Below are 16,389 nucleotides of genomic sequence, written 5' to 3'. Positions count from 1 at the left end.
ACCCTACGGGAATGAGCTGTGGATCTCTATGGAGAGCCTTACCTCATGGACACGCGGGGGCCGATGTGCCTCGGTGCGTCCCCGAGGCGGCGCGCGAGGGCCGCGGCGGCCGCCCGCCCGGCCCGGTTCGCGCCGATGGTCGAGGAGCTGGGGCCGTACCCGACCAGGTGGATGCGCGGCTCGCCGGCCACCTGCGTGCCCTCCATGCGGATGCCGCCGCCCGCACCGCGCAGGCGCAGCGGGGCCAGGTGGCCGAGGTCCGCGCGGAAGCCGGTGGCCCAGAGGATCACGTCCGTCGGGACGAGGGTCCCGTCGGCCTCGATCACGCCCTCGGGCACGATGCGCGAGAACATCGGCCGCCGCCGGAGGGCGCCGCGGGACTGCGCGGCACGCAGGGCGGGGGTCCAGGGCAGCCCCGTCACGGAGACGACGCTGCGCGGGGGCAGTCCCTGGCGCACCCGCTCCTCGACGGCGGCGACGGCGGCGCGCCCCTGCACCTCGGGGGTGAAGGGGCCCTCCCGGAAGTCCGGCTCGCGCCGGGTGTACCAGCGCGGCTGCGGCGCGCCGACCTCAGCGGCCGCCGCGCTGATCTCCGCGAGGAACCCGGTGGCGCTGATCCCTCCGCCGACGACGGCGACCCGGGCACCGACCAGCTCCTGCGCCCCGGGATAGTCGACGGTGCGCAGCTGCCGGCCGGCGAAGGTCGCCGCCCCGGGCAGGTGGGGGACGAAGGGTCGGCGCCAGGTGCCGGTGGCGTTGATGATCGCGCGGGCGCGGATCGGGGCGAGCTCCTCCCCCGCCGCCGGGCCCGATCCGCCGCGCCGGGTGCGCAGCACCAGCGTCCCCTCCGGCCCCGCCCCCGGGTCCTCCTCCTGGACGGAGACGACCTTGACGGGACGCTCGATCGGCAGCTCGCGGCGGCGTTCGAAGGCGGCGAAGTAGGCGGGCACGGCGAGGGCGGCGGGCGCCTCGGGATCCACGGGGTCCAGCACCTGGTCCGGCAGCTCGGTGATGCCGTTGACGGTGCGGAGGGTCAGGCTGTCCCAGCGGTGGCGCCAGGCGCCGCCGGGCCCGTCCTCGGCGTCGAGCATGATCAGCGTGCGCGCGGCGCCCTGCTCCTGCGGGGCCCGTCCCGACGGGACCTGCCCGGCGGGGGCGAATCCGCGGCGCAGCAGATGGTGCCCGGCGGTGATGCCGGCCTGGCCCGCGCCGATCACCACGACATCCGCCTCGCGCATGGGTGCGCCGCCTCCTCTCCGTGCTCGGGGCGGCGCGCCGCGCGCCGCATCCCCTGCAACCCGGGCGCCCCGCGGCCCTGTTCCCGGCTGACGCACGGGTCACGTCCGGGGCGGCGCGCCTAGGCTGGGGCCATGGTCCCCGCCGCCGTCCCCTCGCCCGCCGCCGCCCGCCGGTCCGATGCCGTCGACGCGGTGGTGGTGGGATCGGGCCCCAACGGCCTGGCCGCGGCGGTGACGCTGGCCCGCGCCGGGCTGGAGGTCGAGCTGATCGAGGGGCAGGACACCCTCGGCGGCGGGTCCCGGACCCTCGAGCTGGGCCTGGCCGCGGGCATCTCCCACGACGTGTGCTCCGCCGTGCACCCGATGGCCCTGGCCAGCCCCTTCCTGCGGGCGTTCGATCTCCCGGCGCGGGGCGTGGAGCTGCTGGCCCCCGAGGCCTCCTACGCGCAGCCGCTGGACGACGAGCCGGCCGCGATCGCCTGGCGCGACCTGGAGAGGACGGCGCAGGGGCTGGGCGCCGATGCCCGGACGTGGCACGCCCTGTTCTCCCCGCTGGTCGCGCAGGAGGACGCGATCGTGGACCTGTCCCTCGGGGACAAGCGCTCCCTCCCGCGGGAGCTGCTGGCGCCGGGGCCGATGGCCGCCGCCGCACGCTTCGCCGCGGCGCTCGCGGTGCACGGCACGCCGGCCTGGAGCCTGCCCTGGCGCACGGAACGGGCGCGGGCCCTGCTGACCGGGGTCGGCGCGCACGCCATCGGCCCCCTGCCCTCGCTCGCGACCTCCGGCGTGGCGCTGATGCTGGCGACCCTCGCCCACGGCGGCGGCTGGCCGATCCCCCGCGGCGGCTCCCAGGCGATCGCCGATGCGCTGATCGCGGACCTGCGCGCCCACGGCGGGCGGATCCGCACCGGGACGACCGTGACCTCGCGGGAGCAGCTGCCGCCGGCCCGGGCGATCCTCCTGGACACCACGGCGCAGGCGGCCGCCCAGATCCTCGGGACGGCCGTGCCGTCGTCGCTGCGGCGGGCGCTCGCCCGCTTCCCCCGGGGGGACGCGGCCGCGAAGGTGGACTTCGTGCTGTCCGGCCCGGTCCCCTGGCGGGACCCGGAGGTCGCGCTCGCCGGGACGCAGCACCTGGGCGGCACCCGCGCCCAGATGGCGCAGGCCGAGGCGGAGGTCGCCCGCGGCCGGATGCCGCAGCGGCCGATGGTCCTGGCCAGCGACCCGGCGACCGTGGATCCGGGCCGGCAGCGGGAGGGGCTGCGCCCCCTGTGGGCCTACGCCCATGTGCCCTACGGCAGCACCCAGGACCCGACGGAGGCGGTCACCGCGCAGATCGAGCGGTTCGCCCCCGGGTTCCGGGACGTGGTCGTGGCCGCCCGCGGCATCCCTGCCGCGCAGATGTCCCGGCATGATGCGAACCTCGTCGGCGGGGACATCTCCCTGGGCCGGATCAGCCTGCCCCGGCTCGTCGCCCGCCCCACGGCGTCGCCGGATCCGTACCGCCTCGGCGACAGCGGGGCGTACCTGTGCTCCTCCGCCGTGCCCCCGGCCCCCGGCGTGCACGGCATGAACGGCTGGCACGCCGCCCGCAGGGTGCTGCGCCAGCGCTTCGGGATCCGGCGCGCCCCCCGGCTGGGGCCGGGGGCCTGACGGCGGACCGCTCCGACGGAACGGCCTGCGGACCGGACCGGGGAGCTGTCAGGAGGGCCGGACCCCGCGCGGCGCCTGCTCGTCGGGGCTGCGGTCTCCGGTGCGGACCAGCTCGTCCTCCCAGGACGCGATGACCTCGGGGAACGTGGTCGCGAGGCGGTCCGGGGGGATGGGGCCCGGGCTGCGGGTGGCGGCGACCGCCTGCAGGGAGGCGGCGAGGACGCCGGCACGGGAGGCGGGGAGCCCGGCGGCGAGCAGCGCCCCGGCGGAGCCGGCGAGCACGTCGCCGGAGCCCGCCTGCGCGGTCCAGGCCGGGCCGCGCACCGCGAGCACGACCCGTCCGTCCGGATCTGCGGCCGCCTGGACCGTCCCCTTGAGCAGGACGCTCGCCCCGGTGCGGGCGGCGGCCTCGCGGGCCGCCCCGAGCGGATCGGCCTCGACGTCCTCGCGCTCGCGGCCCAGCAGGCGGGCGAGCTCCCCGGCGTGCGGGGTGAGCAGGCACCCCTCGGGCAGCGGCGGGACCTCCGCGATCAGGTCGAGGGCGCCGGCGTCCAGGACCATCGGCCGCCCCTCGCCGATGAGCTCCGCGAGGCGGTCGAGGTGCGCGGCCCGGGCCGCCGGGTCCTCGACGTCCCATCCGGAGCCGCACGTCCAGGCCTGGACGCGACCGCCCGCGGCGACCACGCTCGGGAAGCGGGAGACCACGGCGGCCCCGGCCTCCCCCGGGTGGCGGACCATCCCGGTCCCGGTGAACAGGGCTCCCGCCGCGCCGAGCACGGCCGCGCCCGGGTATCGCGCCGAGCCCGTCTCCAGCCCGATCAATCCGCGGGTGTACTTCTGGGAGCTCGCCTGCGGCATCGGGTACCAGGCCGGCAGGTCCGACGCGGCGGCCTGGTGGGTGGTGGTCTCCCCCGGGTCGACGTCGAGGGTCGCCCGGCGCACGTCCCCGCACAGCAGGGCGGCCGGCGCCGCGACGTGGCAGAGCTTCGGGGCGATGAACGTGACGGTGCGCTCCGCGCGGAAGGCGTCCTCGGGGGCATCGGCCGCATCGGCCCGCAGCCCGCTGGGCAGGTCCACGCTGAGCACCCGGACGCGCTGCGCGTGGGCGGCACGGGCCAGCCGGGCCGCCTCCCCGTCCAGGGGGCGGCTGCCCAGCCCGGCGATCCCGTCGACCAGGAGGTCGGTGCGGGCCAGCAGCTCGGCGGCCTCCTCGAATCCGATCACCTGCGCGCCGGCGGCGAGCGCGGCGTCCAGGCCCTCCCGATGGGTGCGGCCGCGCACGGGCCAGATGCGCACCACGGCGCCGAGCTGCGGGGGCAGCAGGGCCATGGCGTGCAGCGCATCCCCGGCGTTGCTGCCCGGCCCGGCGGCGACCAGCACCACCGGGCGGGGACCATCGCCGAGCATCTCGGTCGCGTGGCGCGCCACCTCGGCGGCGGCGCGGCCCATCAGGTCGTCACCGGGATGCTCGTCCCAGTGCGCCTGCTCGGCGGTACGGAGGGCGTCTGCGGTCAGCACGGGAAGCATGGCTCCAGAGTAGGACGGGCACCCCCGCCGGGATGCACAGCGCCCGCACAGCTCCGCGACAGCGCCGGGCTACGTGCCGTTCCTAGCGTGTTCTCCACGCCCACCGACGAGAGGACATGCCATGACCCCCATCTTCCCGCTGCGCCGTACGCGCCGTGCCTTCCCCGCCGCCTCCGAGCACGGCGAGGCGACCACCCCGGTCGATCGTTCCGCTGCGCCGACCTGGGAGGGCCGCCCCCTGGCCCGCCCGGAGGAGGACGTCGAGGACCAGGGGCTCTCCTTCGACATCGGCACGCTGGTCAGCCGCCGCGGCGCCATCGGCGTGATCGGCGCCGGCTCGGCCGCCGCGGTCCTGGCGGCCTGCTCCTCCGGCACGGGGGCGACCGACGGCACCACCGGCGCCTCCGCGTCCGATGCGGGAGGCGCCGAGGCGACCGCGAGCAGCTCGGCCCTGGGAGAGGAGATGCCCACGGAGACGGCGGGCCCCTACCCGGGCGACGGCTCCAACGGCGCCGATGTGCTCGAGATCAGCGGCGTCGAGCGCAGCGACATCACCACCTCGATCGACACGGGCACCGTCGCGGCGGGTGCCCCGCTGACGCTCACCATGAACATCATCGACATGGTCCAGGACGACGGCCCGATGACCGGCGCCGCGGTCTACGTCTGGCACTGCGACGCCCACGGCGAGTACTCCATGTACTCGGAGGCGATCGCGGACGAGACGTACCTGCGCGGCGTGCAGGTGGTCGGCGAGGACGGCACCGTCACCTTCACGACGATCTTCCCGGCCTGCTACTCCGGGCGCTGGCCGCACATCCACTTCGAGGTCTTCCCCGACATCGCCTCGATTACCGACGCGGGCAACGCGATCCTCACCTCGCAGATCGCCCTGCCGGAGGACGTCGCCGAGACGGTGTACTCCGATGCCGAGTACGACGGCTCCGCGGACAACCTGTCCCAGGTCTCCCTGGAGAGCGACAACGTCTTCTCCGACGGCTGGGACCTGCAGCTCGCGGAGGTCACCGGCGACATGTCCACCGGGTTCGCGCTGAGCATCGACCTGCCCATCGACACCTCGACCGCGCAGCAGGCCGCGGCCGCTCCGGCGGGCGGCGGCGGGGACATGCCGCCCGCCGGGGCGATGCCGAGCGACGGCGGCGGCGAGCCTCCCGCCGGCGGCCCGGGGTCGGCGGCCTCCGGCGACGGCTCCTGAGCACCGCCCCTGCGGGAGGGCCGCCGGGCCCGCCCCCTCACACGCGGGCGAGGATCTCCCCGTGCGGCACGAGGAACCAGCCGTCGGGGTCCTCGGCCCAGGCGGTCCAGGACCGGGCCATCTCCTCGAGCTCGGGGCGGGTCGCCCACCCGGCGGCGAGGATCTGCTCGGCCAGGGGGCCGGTGGAGATGCGACCGGCCCACGAGGCCGCCCACCAGGCGCGGTCCTCCGCAGTCGCGTAGCACCAGACGGAGGCCCCGGCGGTGACGTCCTCGAGCCCGGCGGCGTGGGCCCAGCCCAGCAGGCGACGCCCCGCGTCGGGCGCTCCCCCGTTGGCGCGGGCCGCGCGGACGGCCAGCTCCAGCCACCGGTCCAGCGCGGGGGCGTCCGGGTACCAGCGGAAACCCGGGTAGTCGGCGTCGCGGGCGCCGATCACGCCGCCGGGGCGCACGACGCGGCGCATCTGGGCGAGGGCCTCGGAGGGGCGCGCCACGTGCTGGAGCACCTGATGGGCGTGGGCGGCGTCGAAGGAGTCCTCGGCGAAGGGGAGGTCGTGCGCATCGGCGACGAGCACCTCGACGCCTTCGATGCCCTGGCCCTGCAGCTCGGTGCGGGTGAGCTCCGCGGCGGTCTCGGAGACCTCGACCGCGGTGACGTTCCCCGGGCCGAGCAGGCGGGCGAGGTCGGCGGTGATGGTCCCGGCGCCGCTGCCCACGTCCAGCAGGCGCATCCCGGGCCGCAGATGCGGCAGGAGGTATGCGGCGGAGTTCTCCGCGGTGCGGCGGCGGTGCCCCAGCAGCACCGAGCTGCCGTAGCCGTGGGTGTAGCGGTGGTCGCTGCGCGGGTCGTGGTCGCTGCCGATCTCGGGGGTCATGTCCGGACGCTACGCCGCCCGGGCCGGCGGCATCACCCCTGGTCCGAGCCTCGGACGGGACGTTCCGGCGCTGCGGGCGGCCCGGCGGGGGCCTCCGCGAGGGCTCGCATCGCACCCCTCACGGAGGTCGTCGTGAGCCGGCCGCACAAAAATGACCACCGGCAGGCGAACACCGTTTGACGTGCTCGCGGCGAGCGGCCTACCGTCACGGAGCGTGACACGCATCACCGAGCGCGTCCCTCCGGTGCACCTCGAACGAAGGAGTTCTCCATGCGCACCTCTCTGCCCCGCCGCACCCTTCTCGCCTCCACGGCGGCCGTCGGAGCCTCCGCCGCGCTCCTGCCCGCGATCGCCCGGGCCGAGAGCAGCGGCCGCGGCCAGGAGGCCAGCTTCACTCTGACCGCCGAGGTCCTCGACGGCGGCGAGCAGGTCACCTCCCTGACGCTCTCCTCCCCCGCGCTGCGCCCGGTGCGCAGGGACTCCCTGGACGCGGGGACCTTCTCGGTGCACGTGCGCGCCACCAACCCGCTCACCGGCGAGGTCGCCTACGAGCAGGACCGCACCGTGACCGACGCGAGCTGGACCCGGCGCGGCGACGTCCTGCTCGAGCTCGAGCACGGCGAGGGCGTCCCCGGCGGTGCGACCCTCGGCTACATGGTGGACGCGCGCCGCAACGTCGTGCTGGACCTCGAGTACACGATCGTGCAGGACGCGCCGCTCAGCGGCCCCCGCGGCGACGTCGTGCTGACGTCCTTCTCCCAGGGCGCCCTGGAGGACCCGGAGGTCGACGCCTTCAGCTCCCACGTCTCCTCCGCCGGCCTGAACTACCGCCTGTTCTCCCCCAAGGGCGGCCGCGGGCCCGGCGGGAAGGGCCGGGCGCTGGTGGTCTGGCTGCACGGCGGCGGCGAGGGCGGCATGGCCGGGGGTGCCTACGACTACTACGACAACGAGACGCAGCTGCGGGCCAACCGCGGCGCCCTCGGCTTCGCGACGCCGGAGGCGCAGGAGGCCTTCGGCGGCGCCTACGTGCTGGCCCCGCAGTCCCCCTCCGCCTGGATGGAGGACGGGGACGGCTTCGCGCCGATGATCCGCGAGACCATCGCGGAGGTCGTCGAGGGCGCCGCGATCGACGTCGACCGGATCCACGTCGTCGGCTGCTCCAACGGCGGCTACATGTCGCTGAAGATGGTCGCCGAGCATCCCGAGCTCTTCGCCTCCTCCGTCCCGATCTGCTGCGGGATCGGCGCCCGGGACGGCTCGGATCCGTACTACATCTCCGACGAGGAGCTCGCGGCGATGACCACCCCGACCTGGCTGGTCCACTCCGCCGACGACACGACCCTCGACGCGCAGGACAACACCGTCCACGCGCACGAGCTGATCCCCGGCTCGATCATGAGCCTGTACGACGAGGTCGTCTGGGACGGCGTGAGCTTCCCGGGCCACTGGTCGTGGATCTACGTCGCCCGCAACGACCCGCAGCACGAGGGCGTGCGCATCTGGGACTGGATGGGCGAGCAGACCCTCTGACCGGCCGCATCGGCCCTCCCCGGCGCCCCGTCCCCGGCGCCCCGCCTCCGGGACCCCGGACGCACCACGGCCCCGCATCGGCGAGATGCGGGGCCGTGGTGCCCGGTGCGGCGGGGGTCCGGGGTCTCAGACCGCGACGGTCTCCGCCTCCGCCGCACGACGCTGCTGACGGCGTCCCATGATCGCGCTGGCGCCGAACAGGGCGAGGACCGCGGCCACGATCCCCGCGACGATCAGCAGCTGCCCGCCGGCCATGCCCAGCCAGCCCAGGTACAGGCCGATCACGCCGTAGTCGGAGTCGCCGAAGGTGGAGTTCGCCGTCCCGATCTCGCCGAGCACCGGCAGGAGCAGCAGCGGGACGACGGTGATCAGCAGGCCGTTGGCGAAGGAGCCCAGCACGGCGCCGCGCCGCCCGCCCACGGCGTTGCCGATGACGCCGGAGGCGCCGCCGGTCATGAAGTGGGCGACGATGCCGGGGATGATCACGGCGCTGCCGGCGAAGCCCATCACGGCCATGCCGAGGATGCCCGCGACCAGCGAGGAGAAGAACCCGACCATCACGGCGTTGGGGGCGAAGGTGAAGGTGATCGGCACGTCCAGGGCGGGCTTCGCGTTCGGGACGACCTTCTCGGAGATCCCCTTGAAGGCGGGGACGATCTCGGCGAGGATCACGCGCACGCCGGCGAGGATGATGAACACGCCCGCCGCGAACTGGCCGGCGGACATGACCGCCCACAGCAGGTAGTTCTGCCCGTCGGAGATCTCCGCCTGCACGTACGCCGGACCGGCGACCAGGGCGACGACCACGAAGATCAGGCCCATGGAGAGCGCGACGACGATGGTCGAGTCGCGCACGAAGCCCAGGGACCGGGGCACGCTCAGCTTCTCGGTGGACTTCTCCGGGTCGCCGCCGGTGGCCTTGGCGACCAGACCGGACAGGGCGATGCCGAAGCCGCCGGTGTGCCCCAGGGCGACCTTGTCGTTGCCGGTCACCCTGCGCATGAACGGCTGGACGACGGCCGGCGAGACGGTCGTGATCACGGCCTCGGCGATCGAGCCCCAGATCACCGCCGCGACGGGGCTGAACCCGGCGACCATGAGGATCACGGCGATCATCGCGGACTGGTACAGGGCGACGTGCCCGGAGAGGTAGATGTACTTGAACCGCGTCAGGCGGGCCAGGACGACGTTCAGGATCATGCCGAAGAAGAAGATCAGCGCCGCGACGGTCCCGTACTCCTGGAGCACGGGGCCGACGATCGCCTCGTTGTTCGGCACGACCCCCTGGACCCCGAACACCTCGGAGAACATGCGGCCGAAGGGGTCCAGGGAGGCGACGACGACGCCGGCGCCCGCGGAGAGCACGAGGAAGCCCACGAAGGTCTTCACGGTGCCCTTCATGAGATCCGCGGCGGCCTTGCGCTGCAGGAGCAGGCCGACCAGGGCGATGAGCGCGACGAGGATCGAGGGCTGGGACAGGATCTGGACGAGGACGTCCAGGAAGGCATTCATCAGGGAGGTTTCGCTTTCGACGGTGAAAGGGGGCGGAGGGCGGCGCTCAGGCGCTGGTGGGGATCCCGTGGCGCTGGCAGGCCTCTCGGACCTTCGCCACCAGCTCGTCCTGGTCGATGATCGACTCGAGGATCACGACGTCGCCGAACTCGCCCACGGAGTTCTCGAGGTCCTTGCCCACGAAGAAGACGTCGGCGTCGGCCGGGGCGGCGGAGCCGAGGTCGGCGTGGTCGACCTCGACGCCGGTGGCGCCGATGCTGGACAGTGCGCTGTCGATGTTCATGTGGACCATGAAGGAGCTGCCGAGGCCGGAGCTGCACATCGCCATGAATTTCATCGTTCTCTCCTGGTTCGTCGGGGTGTGGTGAGGGAAGGTCCTGGTCAGGCCGCGTGCGCGATGGCGCCGCGGACGTCCTGGTAGGTGCGGGCCGCGGCGAGCTCCGCGCGGGCGGTCGCGTTCACGAGCAGCCGAGCCAGCTGCGCCATGACCGCGCGATGCTCCTCGCCGTCGGTGGCGGCGAGGACGAAGACGAGCGAGACGGGGTGGGCCGGGTCGTCGGCGAGCGCGACCGGCTCCGGCAGCACCAGCAGGCTCAGGCCGGTGGCGTGCACCCCGGCCTCGGGGCGGGCATGCGCCAGGGCGATGCCGAAGCCGAGGTCCATGTACGTCCCGCCCGGGGCGGCGATGTTCGTCAGGACCTGCTCGAGGTAGCCGGGGGTGATCGATCCGTCCTCGAGCAGGGGCGCGGCGGCGGCCTCGACGGCCGTGCGCCAGGAGTCGTGGGAGGCGAAGAGGACCCGGTCCTCGCGGAGGGTGTCGTCGAGCATGAGGGGGCTGCTTTCCGTTCTGTCAGGTGGCGGAGACGACCGAGAACCGCGCCAGCGCCGTCTCGCTCGCGTAGAGGGTGGTGCCGTGCAGGCGCGGGCGGCCGCCGGGGTCGTAGGTGGTCGAGGTCGTGCACAGACGCAGCGCGTCGGGGGCGATGCCGAGGCGCTCGGCCTCGTCCCCGCTGGGCCGGCGCAGGCCGACCGTCACGTCGCTGCGCCGCATGGAGATCCCGTGGCACACCTCGAGGTACTCGTACAGGGACTGGTCGGAGAAGTCCTGGTCGACGAGATCGGCGAACCGTTCGGCATCGAGCCATGCGCAGGTCAGGTGGTCGAGGGTTCCGTCCACCGAGCGCAGGCGGTCGATCCTCACCAGCTGCGATCCGGGCTCGAGCCCCAGCGCGGCGGCGATCCCGGGCGGGGCGAGCACGAGTCCCTGGGCGATGACGCGCGAGGTGACGCGGTGCCCCTCGGCGGTCATCTGGCGGTGGAAGCCGCGCAGGTCCATCTGCTCCCCGCCGCGCGGGGCGGCTGTGGTCGCCGGCCCGGGGGCCTCCGCGACGACCGTCCCGCGACCGTGCAGCCGGGTGAGGAGCCCGTCCCGGATCAGGTCGTCGATGGCGCGGCGCACGGTGATGCGGCTGACGCCGTGGATCGCGCAGAGCTCGTGCTCCGAGGGGATCAGGGTGCCGGCCGCGGCCCGGGAGATGTCCGCGCGCAGCGCCTCGCGCACCCGCTGGTACTTGGGGACGATGACGCCCCGCAGCGATGTCGGCTCTGACATGGGCGCCTCCTTCGTCGGCCGCGCGATGCCCCCGGGTAGGACAACTTGTTATGTCGAGTGATCATACGCGGGACGGGCCGGCGCCCGGGAGCCGCGAGGTGTGATCCGGGTCTCTCCGGGCGCTCGGGTCGGCGGGCGCCCCTACCCGACCTGCAGCCGCGGGTCCTGGGTCGGGTCCCGGTACGGCGCGGGGCAGCCGTCGCGGGAGGCCCCGAGCCGCAGCTCGTAGTGCCAGGTCTCGTTCTCGTAGGTCTGGCACAGGTCGTAGCGCTCGCCGTGGTCCATCAGCCACTGCGCGGCGTCGTAGGAGCCGATGTCGATCGCCTCGCCGCTGACGTGCGAGGACGTCTCCGGCGTCGCGACCCAGCGCGCCGCCTCCTCGCGGGAGCCGTGCTCGGCGATCGCGTCCTCGAGCAGCTGCTCCTGGTACCGCGGGGAGCGCCAGCCGCTGTTCACGACGAAGACGATCCCGTCCTCCTCGGCGTCCCGGGCCGCCTCCTGCACCGCCGCGCGGAGATCCGGGTCGAGCTTCGCGACGGCGGGGACGTCCTCGTCGAACACCGAGACCTCGCCTCGGATCGCGCCGTCCTCGACCCCTGCGCGCCCGCCGTCCCCCGGCAGGAGCCCGCTCCGGGACGGCCCGCCGGGCGCGAGCGCCAGCAGGCAGGTGAGGGCGAAGGTCGCGGCGCCCAGCAGGGCGATGGCGAGCAGCACCGCGGACACGATCCGGGGGCGCAGCGTCCGGCGGGCGGAGCTGCCGGTGCGGGCGAAGCGGCCGGTGCGGGCGGAGCGGGCGGTGCGCGCGGGAGCGGCCGCGGCGGTGCGCGCGCCGGGGGTCGGGACGGGGGTCGCGGCGGGGCCGGTTCTCGTGGTCATGGCCTCCATGGCACGCCGCGGCGTGTTGCCGGGGCGTATGCCGCCGGCGATACGCGCACGATATGCGACAGGTCGTAGGCTCGGCCCATGCGCGTGCTGATCCTGGAGGACGAGCCGGACCTGGCCGAGGCGGTCCGGGACGGGCTGCGCCTGGAGGCGATCGCGGCCGATGTCGCCGGGGACGGGGACAGCGCCCTGGAGCTGCTGGACCTCCATGACTACGACGTGGCGATCCTGGATCGCGACGTCCCCGGGCCCTCCGGCGACGAGGTCGCCCGGCGCATCGTCGCCGGGGGCACGGGGCCGCTCGTGCTGATGCTCACCGCGGCGGACCATCTCGACGACAAGGCATCGGGCTTCGAGCTCGGGGCCGATGACTATCTCACCAAGCCCTTCGCGATGCGGGAGCTGGTGCTGCGGCTGCGGGCGCTGGCGCGGCGGGCAGAGCGGCATCGGCCGCCGGTGGTGGAGATCGCGGGACTGCGCCTGGACCCGTTCCGCCGGGAGGTGTTCCGGGAGGGCCGGTACGTGGCGCTGACCCGCAAGCAGTTCGCGGTGCTGGAGGTGCTGGTCGCCGCCGAGGGCGGCGTGGTCAGCGCGGAGGAGCTGCTGGCCCGGGCCTGGGACGAGAACGCCGACCCCTTCACCAACGCCGTGCGGATCACGGTCTCGGCCCTGCGCAAGCGGCTGGGCGAGCCGTGGGTGATCGCGACGGTCCCCGGCGTCGGCTATCGGATCGACGGATGAGCGCACCGGCGTCCCGGCCGCGGCGACGGCGCGGGCTCAGCGTCCGCTGGCGCCTGACCCTCAGCTATGCGGGATTCCTCGTGGTGGCCGGCAGCCTGCTGCTGGCGGTGGTGGGCCTGTTCCTGCTGCGGTACGTCCCCCGGGGTCCGATCCCGATGCGCAGCGGCTTCGTCCCCGACCGCGGCGACCTGCAGGACGCCTTCCTCCCCGCTGCGGCGTGGGCGATGGCGTTCCTGCTGGTGGTGGGCCTCGCCGGAGGCTGGCTGCTGGCCGGGCGGATGCTGGCTCCGCTGGACCGCATCACCGAGGCGACGCGCCGGGCGGGCGCCGGATCGCTGTCGCATCGGATCGCGCTGCCCGGGCGCCAGGACGAGTTCCGCGAGCTCGCCGATTCCTTCGACGCCATGCTCGCGCGGATCCAGAGCCAGGTGGAGGAGCAGCGGCGCTTCGCCGCGAATGCCTCGCACGAGCTGCGCACGCCGCTGGCCGCCTCCCGGGCGCTGATCGAGGTCGCCCGCTCCGACCCGGAGGCCGATCTCCGTCAGGTCCTGGAGCGGCTGGCGGCAGTGACCACGCGGGCCGTCGACCTCACCGAGGCGCTGCTGCTGCTCAGCCGCGCGGAGGGCGGGGTCTTCGCGCAGACCGCGGTGGACCTCTCCCTGTGCGCGGAGGAGGCGGCCGAGACGCTGCTGCCGATGGCGGAGGCCCGGGGCGTGGAGCTGCGCATCCTCGGCGGCGTCGCCCCGGCGCAGGGCTCCGAGGCGCTACTGGGCCAGCTGGTGGCGAACCTCGTCCACAACGGCATCGTCCACAACCTGCCCGCCGGAGGATGGGTCGAGGTCCGCACCGCCGCCCAGGGCTCCGACGCGCTGCTGCGGGTCGCGAACTCCGGGGCGCCGGTGGATCCGGACACCGCCGATCAGCTGCTCGAGCCGTTCCATCGCGGCTCCGGGCGCACCCGATCCCCGGACGGCGCCGGCGGCGTCGGGCTGGGCCTCGCCATCGTCCGCGCGATCGTGGACGCCCACCACGGGCAGCTCGCCCTGCATCCGCGGGGCGAGGGCGGGCTCGAGGTCGAGATCCGCCTCCCCGGCGCCCGCTGACAGGGCGCGGCCCGCCCGGGGCGAGCTGTCGTCGCCTGCGGGTACCGTCGTGCCCATGGACGGCGATGCGGTGGTGCGCAGGGCGGTGGCTCGGGCGCAGGAGCTCCCGAGCTCCCAGTTGGACAACCCCTTCGGCGCGGACTGGGACGTGCACAAGGTCCGCGGGAAGGTCTTCCTCCTGACCACCGCCGTGACCGGGGAGCCGATCGCGACGCTCAAGGCGCGGCCGGAGGACTCCGTGGCGCTGCGTCGAGCCTTCGCTTCGATCACTCCGGGCTATCACATGAACAAGCGGCACTGGATCACGCTGCGCGGCGGCGAGGACCTGGACCCGGAGCTCGTGGACGACCTCGTCACCGAGTCCTACCTGCTGGTGGTGGAGAAGCTCCCCCGGCACGAGCGACCGGTGGACCCGCGGGAGTTCGCACGGATCGTCGCCGATCGGCTCGCCGCCGAGCGCGAGGCCTGACGCCCGATGCGGCGCCCCGGGGCGCGGAGTCTCCGGGCGCAGCTGACGTGACCGGGCCCTGATGGCGCGTCATTCCGGCGGCGCCTCCTGCAGCGCGCGGACCTCGATCCGTGCGCTCATCGCCGAGGCGATCTGCTCGGCCCAGGTCAGGGCCTTCTCCTCGTCCTCGGCCTCGATGATCCAGAAGCCGCCGACGTACTCGGCCGCCTGGACGAAGGGGCCGGGCACGCGTCGGGGCGTCTCCCCCGTGCCGTCGACGGTGACCGCGGTCGAGGGCGGATGCAGCCCGCCGGCGGTGACGAAGGCACCGGCCTTCACCAGGGCGTCGTTGAAGGCGCCGACGGCGGCGAAGACAGCTTCCATCTCGGCGGGGTCCATCTCCTGCATGGACTCCATCGTCGGCTCCTCGGCCGCGTCGTGCGGAAGGGTCAGGAAGTACTGGGTCATGGCTCTGCTCTCCTGGGACGGGTGGGACGGTGCGGGCGGGATCGGTGGGGCGTCGGGCGGCGGGCGGCGGTTCAGGACTCCTCGGCGTACTCCTGGATCATCACCGGCGAGGCGTGGATGCACACCATCCGCAGCACGCCGGGCCCGGTGCAGGTGAAGCGATGCCACGTCTGCGGCGGGACCACGGCGGTGTCGCCGGGGCGGGCGGTGAGGGTCCGGTCCCCGATGACGATGCTCGCCTCGCCCTCGAGGACGTGGAAGGTCTCGTCGTAGGGGTGGCGGTGCAGCGCGGGCCCCTTCCCCGGAGGCGTGGCCACCAGGAAGAAGGAGACGCCGGATCCGTGACCGGCGCCCTCGAAGCGCAGCACCTCGGAGCCGGGGATGCGGATCTCCTCGGCGGGGATCGGGCCGGTGGGCGTGGGGGCGACGGTGTTCATGGCGGCGGGTCCTTCCTCGGTGCTGCCTCCTGCGACGTGCCTCCACCTTCGCCCCGTCCGGGCCGGCGCCGCTACGATTTCGACGTGGATCGAAAGGTCGTGGAGTTCCACCTGGCCCCCGGCGACGTCTCCGCCGTCCGCTTCGGGATCTCTCCCGGGCACGAGCTCGTGCACGCGGTGCGCGTCCTGCTGCGCCCGCAGACGGTGCCGCTGCAGTGGGGATGGTTCCGCAGCCTCGAGGAGCACCGACCGCAGGAGGCTCTGCGCCTCATCGCCGTGATCAGCGGCATCGACGGCTACATGCCCGACTTCCTCACCTCGACCCCCTCCGGGGACATGACCCCGGACGACGAGCTCGCCCGGCTTCGCGAGGTGCCCGACGAGCTGCTGCGGATCGACCTGGCGAAGATGCTGGACCGCTCCACGGGCGTGCGCCATGAGGAGATCCGGGCGCTGCGCGAGGACCCGCCGCGGGCCCGCGCGCGGATCGCGGCAGCCTGGGAGGAGGCGTGGGAGGCGCTGCTGGCCCCGGTGTGGCCGCAGATGCTGCGCCTGCTGCGCGCCGACATCGGCGTGCGGGTGCGGCGCATCGGCGAGCGCGGCCTCGGCGAGATGGCCAGCACCCTCCACTCGAGCGTGACCTGGGCCGACGGCACGGTGAGCGTGCGCATGCGCCTGCACGAGGAGGTCGTGGACTGCGGCGGCACCGGACTGGTGCTGGTGCCCTCGGTGATGCACTCGGGCCGCGGCTGCTCGGTGCTCACCCAGCGCCCCGCCCAGCCGACGATCTTCTATCCGGCACACGGGTTCACCGAGACCTGGTACCGCGACGACGGGGCCGCCCTCGAGGCGCTGAGCGCCCTGCTGGGCCGAGCCCGAGCGCAGCTGATCCTCGAGCTGCAGCAGCCCCTGACGACGACGGAGTGCGCGGCGCTGGCCGATCTGGCGATCTCCACCGCCTCCCATCATCTCCACGTGCTGCGGGAGGCCGGGCTGGTGGACAGCCGTCGCAGCGGGCAGAGCGTGCTGCACGCCCGCACCCCGCTCGGCGAGGCGCTCGCGAACGGCCGGTGACGGCGCCGCCTGCCGCGCGTCGCAGCGACCCGGTCGCCCGGGGCCCGCATAGGCTGAGCACACCATCAGACGGA

The 16,389-nt window shown here is 74.6% G+C and carries 17 protein-coding genes; 7 read left to right on the top strand and 10 right to left on the bottom strand.

Going from position 1 to position 16,389, the window contains the following annotated elements; translation table 11 throughout:
• Positions 1 to 38 precede the first annotated feature (38 nt).
• A complete protein-coding gene (locus BF93_RS00990) occupies positions 39 to 1,238 on the bottom strand; it encodes an NAD(P)/FAD-dependent oxidoreductase (protein WP_051486367.1) in 1,200 nt (399 codons plus the stop codon).
• A gap of 132 nt (positions 1,239 to 1,370) precedes the next feature.
• On the opposite strand from BF93_RS00990, the gene BF93_RS00985 reads away from it, so the two are divergent.
• Complete coding sequence (locus BF93_RS00985) at positions 1,371 to 2,891, top strand: phytoene desaturase family protein (protein ID WP_051486366.1); 1,521 nt, start codon at positions 1,371 to 1,373, stop codon at positions 2,889 to 2,891.
• Positions 2,892 to 2,939: 48 nt separating this feature from the next.
• On the opposite strand, the gene BF93_RS00980 is transcribed toward BF93_RS00985, so the two are convergent.
• A complete protein-coding gene (locus BF93_RS00980) occupies positions 2,940 to 4,418 on the bottom strand; it encodes a bifunctional ADP-dependent NAD(P)H-hydrate dehydratase/NAD(P)H-hydrate epimerase (protein WP_051486365.1) in 1,479 nt (492 codons plus the stop codon).
• A gap of 121 nt (positions 4,419 to 4,539) precedes the next feature.
• Here BF93_RS00980 and BF93_RS00975 point away from each other — a divergent pair, with 121 nt between their 5' ends.
• A complete protein-coding gene (locus BF93_RS00975) occupies positions 4,540 to 5,634 on the top strand; it encodes a dioxygenase family protein (RefSeq protein WP_038370064.1) in 1,095 nt (364 codons plus the stop codon).
• Between the two features lie 37 nt (positions 5,635 to 5,671).
• On the opposite strand, the gene BF93_RS00970 is transcribed toward BF93_RS00975, so the two are convergent.
• The gene (locus BF93_RS00970; RefSeq protein ID WP_051486364.1) at positions 5,672 to 6,508 is read right to left on the bottom strand and encodes a methyltransferase domain-containing protein; all 837 of its coding nucleotides are present in this window, start codon (positions 6,506 to 6,508) and stop codon (positions 5,672 to 5,674) included.
• 270 nt (positions 6,509 to 6,778) lie between these two features.
• Here BF93_RS00970 and BF93_RS00965 point away from each other — a divergent pair, with 270 nt between their 5' ends.
• On the top strand, positions 6,779 to 8,038 hold the full coding sequence (locus BF93_RS00965; protein WP_038370063.1) for a prolyl oligopeptidase family serine peptidase: 1,260 nt from the start codon (positions 6,779 to 6,781) through the stop codon (positions 8,036 to 8,038).
• Positions 8,039 to 8,164: 126 nt separating this feature from the next.
• Here the strand turns inward: BF93_RS00965 and BF93_RS00960 are convergent, their stop codons facing one another.
• The 5 genes from BF93_RS00960 to BF93_RS00940 all read right to left on the bottom strand — a co-directional run bounded on the left by BF93_RS00960 (position 8,165) and on the right by BF93_RS00940 (position 12,038).
• A complete protein-coding gene (locus BF93_RS00960; protein ID WP_038370062.1) occupies positions 8,165 to 9,550 on the bottom strand; it encodes a PTS ascorbate transporter subunit IIC in 1,386 nt (461 codons plus the stop codon).
• Between the two features lie 46 nt (positions 9,551 to 9,596).
• Positions 9,597 to 9,887 carry a PTS sugar transporter subunit IIB gene (locus BF93_RS00955; protein WP_038370061.1) on the bottom strand — a complete coding sequence of 97 codons (291 nt, stop codon included), beginning with the start codon at positions 9,885 to 9,887 and terminating at the stop codon, positions 9,597 to 9,599.
• Between the two features lie 44 nt (positions 9,888 to 9,931).
• On the bottom strand, positions 9,932 to 10,378 hold the full coding sequence (locus BF93_RS00950) for a PTS sugar transporter subunit IIA (RefSeq protein ID WP_038370060.1): 447 nt from the start codon (positions 10,376 to 10,378) through the stop codon (positions 9,932 to 9,934).
• Between the two features lie 22 nt (positions 10,379 to 10,400).
• Positions 10,401 to 11,162: a GntR family transcriptional regulator gene (locus tag BF93_RS00945; protein WP_051486363.1), complete on the bottom strand. Its 762-nt coding sequence runs from the start codon at positions 11,160 to 11,162 to the stop codon at positions 10,401 to 10,403.
• Between the two features lie 141 nt (positions 11,163 to 11,303).
• Positions 11,304 to 12,038 (bottom strand): M15 family metallopeptidase, encoded by a 735-nt coding sequence (locus tag BF93_RS00940; RefSeq protein ID WP_084148161.1) that lies wholly within the window; start codon positions 12,036 to 12,038, stop codon positions 11,304 to 11,306.
• Positions 12,039 to 12,125: 87 nt separating this feature from the next.
• Here BF93_RS00940 and BF93_RS00935 point away from each other — a divergent pair, with 87 nt between their 5' ends.
• Genes BF93_RS00935 through BF93_RS00925 form a run of 3 tightly spaced genes read left to right on the top strand, consistent with a single transcriptional unit; the run spans position 12,126 to position 14,357 of the window.
• Entirely contained in the window at positions 12,126 to 12,785 is a 660-nt protein-coding gene (locus tag BF93_RS00935; protein WP_038370059.1) for a response regulator transcription factor, read from the top strand.
• Positions 12,782 to 13,888, top strand: coding sequence for a sensor histidine kinase (locus tag BF93_RS00930; protein ID WP_038370058.1), 1,107 nt, complete (start codon positions 12,782 to 12,784; stop codon positions 13,886 to 13,888). Before BF93_RS00935 ends, BF93_RS00930 begins: the two co-directional genes overlap by 4 nt.
• 55 nt (positions 13,889 to 13,943) lie before the next feature.
• Complete coding sequence (locus tag BF93_RS00925) at positions 13,944 to 14,357, top strand: MmcQ/YjbR family DNA-binding protein (RefSeq protein ID WP_051486362.1); 414 nt, start codon at positions 13,944 to 13,946, stop codon at positions 14,355 to 14,357.
• A gap of 69 nt (positions 14,358 to 14,426) precedes the next feature.
• Here BF93_RS00925 and BF93_RS00920 read toward each other — a convergent pair whose 3' ends face one another.
• Both BF93_RS00920 and BF93_RS00915 read right to left on the bottom strand, forming a co-directional pair.
• Complete coding sequence (locus BF93_RS00920) at positions 14,427 to 14,804, bottom strand: YciI family protein (protein WP_038370057.1); 378 nt, start codon at positions 14,802 to 14,804, stop codon at positions 14,427 to 14,429.
• Positions 14,805 to 14,875: 71 nt separating this feature from the next.
• On the bottom strand, positions 14,876 to 15,241 hold the full coding sequence (locus tag BF93_RS00915) for a cupin domain-containing protein (protein ID WP_038370056.1): 366 nt from the start codon (positions 15,239 to 15,241) through the stop codon (positions 14,876 to 14,878).
• A gap of 84 nt (positions 15,242 to 15,325) precedes the next feature.
• Here BF93_RS00915 and BF93_RS00910 point away from each other — a divergent pair, with 84 nt between their 5' ends.
• Complete coding sequence (locus BF93_RS00910) at positions 15,326 to 16,315, top strand: ArsR/SmtB family transcription factor (RefSeq protein ID WP_051486361.1); 990 nt, start codon at positions 15,326 to 15,328, stop codon at positions 16,313 to 16,315.
• Positions 16,316 to 16,389: the final 74 nt, after the last annotated feature.

It is taken from the genome of Brachybacterium phenoliresistens, assembly GCF_000576425.1.
GTDB classification, from domain to species: Bacteria; Actinomycetota; Actinomycetes; order Actinomycetales; family Dermabacteraceae; genus Brachybacterium; species Brachybacterium phenoliresistens.
Note: the sequence above shows the minus strand (reverse complement) of the source record. Positions and strands in the feature narration are given on the sequence as shown.